The sequence below is a fragment of the uncultured Fibrobacter sp. genome (assembly GCF_937877005.1).
In the GTDB taxonomy this organism is placed as follows: Bacteria; Fibrobacterota; Fibrobacteria; order Fibrobacterales; family Fibrobacteraceae; genus Fibrobacter.
Genome location: NZ_CALEFV010000112.1, coordinates 1 through 3899 on the forward strand (window position 1 = coordinate 1; position 3899 = coordinate 3899).

Here is a 3899-nt window from a genome sequence, read left to right on the forward strand (position 1 = left end):
GGGTATGATGTTCGTTATAACTATCGAAATGCGTTGAAAGGTAATGTGTCGTTGTTGGCTGATGGCGAGTTGAACAAGAATGGCTCCGGTGAGGTTATTGTGAATGCAGAAACCGGTGCATTCTGGTATAATGGTGTTATCGATGCGGATGTCATGAAATCCCGCCTGTTTACCTATGTGATGAACGCGACGCAGATGTCTAATACGAACCCTGTTAAGTGGGAAAGTAAACAGTCAAGTTTGCCGTTGACTTCGTCGGAAAGAACTGCATATAAGCTTGCGATAAGCCTGTCGGATGCGGATTATAATGCGTTGTCGGCTGATGACAAGACTGCCTTGAAAGATTATTTGCCTGCAAAATGTGAGGCCGGAAAATGCTCTTTGTATGTCTATACAGAAAAAGGATCCTCAGAAAATGAAGCTGTGCTAAAACCGGGCTTGAGTTCTGACTTTGAATTGAGCACCGCTTTTATGGTCGTTGATGTTAATGGCAATATTTATAATTTCGGTCGAACTTTTACCAAAGACGATAAAGCAAAGGGTTTGACGGACCGTGAAATAAAGGTGACTTACTATCTGCAAAATCCGGAACAGGTAGCCGCTGGCAGTACTTCCCCTATTCCCGTGTCAATGGATGATTATGTGGATGACCTGACACTTGTATGGCCGAGGGTGGAAAAAGTTCGCCAGTTGTCTAGTAAGGAAATCGTTCCGACGGGTTTTTTGGATTACAACAATACCAGATATCAGTTGATTTTGCATCAGGTTTATACCTGCCCGGCGAACGCAAAGTTCTTTGCCGGTTGCAAAAATGTTGTTGCCAGTGGTATTTCGGTGGCGCAAAAACAAATGGATAATTTTGAGGGTGTTCTTAGGGCATTGAGATCGGCTGTAGACAATAAAAATGGGGAAGAAATTCAGTTATACTATCAGCTGGTTGATTTAAGCGAGAGCATTAATTTCTTACCTCAGGTGGAAATTGGCTTGTTTGATTATGATGCTAAAATCAATGTCACTACATACGGCTATAATAAAAATGGGGCACTTACTGAGGTTGGCTCGCATGAACTGGATGACTCCAAATCTTTGCAACCAGACGTAGATATTGTTTCGAAGTATGGATTCAGCGTGGCTGAACGTGGCTTTACACTGGATTCCTTAATAGTTAATTTCTGGGTTGGACTGGACGATAAATCCGTTGACGTGATTGAAGAATGTTATAATAAAGGAAGTAAAACGGCGAAATGCGCTTCAGTGAATGTGTATGGAGATTCCACCAAGAATTATTTCGATAGCGAAGAAAAGTTGGAATTGCAGGTGAATGCAACTTTGACTGCAAATATACAGGCTATTGAAAATGGCAATATGCCTCGGTTGATGAAGTGGGTGGCAAAACTTAAAGAAGTTAAAATGTTGGATTTGGACTCGTTGGTTCAGGCCTTGTCTATAGCCGCTTCTCATAAGGCTCCGGATGCGTCTATGTTCTTGGGTATCGATTCCGTGTATGTGTCGGCGATTCCGTACAATATTACTTTCGATATCAGTGCGGGTGAAGCGGATGTGTTCCTGACAGACAAGTTTGTGGACGAACTTGAAAATCCGAAATCTTATTCCCGTCAAAACGCCGAAACGGCAAAACTCCCCGAGGGTGTTCTTTCGACTAGCGCCTGCTTTACCGGCTGGATTGAAAATGCTGAAAATCCAGTGTTGACGCCGTCGCTAAAAATGGATGGCACGCTACTTGAAGTCGCAAACCCGAAAGATGCAGGCGCGTTCGACCTGTATGGAGCCTGGGATGCTGGCTGTACGGTTGAAAAAGCCGAGGTGCTTTTGAAGGTGGTCGATACAACGGGTGCCGAAGGCGATTATGGCTCGGTGACTTTGAGCCAGTCTTACCGTAAGCTTGGAAAAGATCGCGATACTATCTGGCATGAATTTATTGATGGAAAACTTGAAGTTCCTGCCTCGGACGTGCCGATGACGTTGCATGTGACATCGACTCAGACCAATAAAGCTTACGATCTTGCACAACTCATACTGAAAGCTCCGAATGGAAACGACATGCCGATTTCGCTTACACCCGGTGACACGTCGTTCAAGCTTGAGCCTAGGAAGGGTGAATCGTATACGCTTTATGCCGTGTTTGGGGGCTTTATCGATGTCAGTATTAATGTGGGGCGCGATGATGCTATTTATGGGTATGAGTCTGATAAAAAAACGATTCGTTTGGTGGAAACCGGAACGACATACTTGCCCCAATGGGTTTATACCCCGACAGAATGCGCTCTCGGCTGGTCTGTAACTCCGGAAGATGGTGGCGATTATGATCGTGGCGCTATCGCAAGTAGTGTTTTAAGTGCCAAGCTGACGAGTGACACGACGTTGTATGCAGTATGGGGTAAAGCTGATGCTTGTGTGGCGAGTGCAGATTACCGCCGCTTTAAACTGGATGCAATATTTGGGACTGTGGAAATTGTCGAAGTGGATATCTCCAGTGGTTCCGAAAAGCTGCATGCCTTTGCTGTCGATTCTACAGTCCTTTTGCCGCAGGATTACGCAAAGTCCGTATGGGTGGTTCGTGGTGTTCCCCAGGATGGGTATAAGCTTGATTCCATTGTGATCGACGGTCGTATTAAGCTAGTCGATGGCGATACCTTGGCTGATTCCATTACGGGTTATTTGCCGATGAAGGCCTACTTCTCTGAAGGCCAGAAACCTGTAGACCCGAACCCGGTGCAAAATCCCAGTGTCCCTGATTTGCCTATGCATCAGGTGGAATTGTCTGGGGCTAGAAATGGAAATGCAATGCATCTGCCTATCGAATGGAAGGTGGATTCGGGTGCCGTTGTAGAAGTTCGTGCGACGCTTTATGATAGCTTGGGCAATTCGCTTCCTAATCCGCTGGTGTTGTCTGTTGAAGGTCCGGGTTCCTACGACTGGGTTGTGTATTCGCTGTTGCCGGGTACCTATTATGCCAAGGTGACGATTAATGGCCGCAGTGTTGTGGAAAAGTCGTTCGTAACAGAATCGTTTGAGGTAGAACCCGAAATTGCTGTTGCTCCGAATACTTGGCAGATGGTTTCGCTTTCGGATGTAGACGAAAGCGCGATTGTGTGGGATGCTGATCCGGCGTTCTATTACTGGGACGAGTCTGCCGAATATGGTGTTGTCTGGAAGTACCAGAAGTATAATGGTGGCGCTGTGAAGGCGCAGCAGGGTGTGTGGTACAATTCCTTGGAAGGGCGCCCCCTTGTGTTGCGTCGCGATGTGGCGACGGGCAGTGATGTGGCGCAGGGAGCTCATACAATCGTTTGGGAATTGGAAAAGGGCTGGAACATGGTGGCAAACCCCTACGGTTGGAAAGGGAAACTGCCGGAGATTATGCCTGAAATGTGGAGTTGGACTGCTGAATCCGGATTCCAACCGGTCACAGAACTTCAGCCGTACGAAGCGGTGTGGCTACGTTCCGATGCTAAGGCTCCGTATCCGATCCCGGCGGAACCTTGGTTCGATGAACCTGTGAATACTGGCGCTTTGCAGAAGGCCGCCTTGGCGAAAGCTACTCGCGAAAGCTGGGCCTTGCAGGCCGAGCTTCGCGATACGCGCGGCCACGGCGATTCCTGGAACGTGCTTGGCGTGGGCGCGGCCGAGGAACGACTGGAACCGCCTGCAGGCATGGGTGACTTCGTGAACCTGTCGGTGGTCGAGGGCAAGAAGGCTTTGCTCAAGTCTATCAAGAGTGCCGAAGACGACCGACATGAATGGAAGTTGGCCTTGAGTGCGACGACTGACCGCGTGGGCTACCTCAAGTTTGAGGGCGTAAAGGCTCTGAACGAGATGGGTCTGAAGGTCTATGTGACGATTGACGGCAAGACGACCGAAATGGGTGCCGGGGACAG

General features: G+C 48.1%; 1 pseudogene. It reads left to right on the forward strand.

Annotated elements, in window-relative coordinates:
• Positions 1–33 precede the first annotated feature (33 nt).
• Positions 34–3899, forward strand: a pseudogene (locus Q0628_RS05525) (hypothetical protein); the annotation flags it as partial.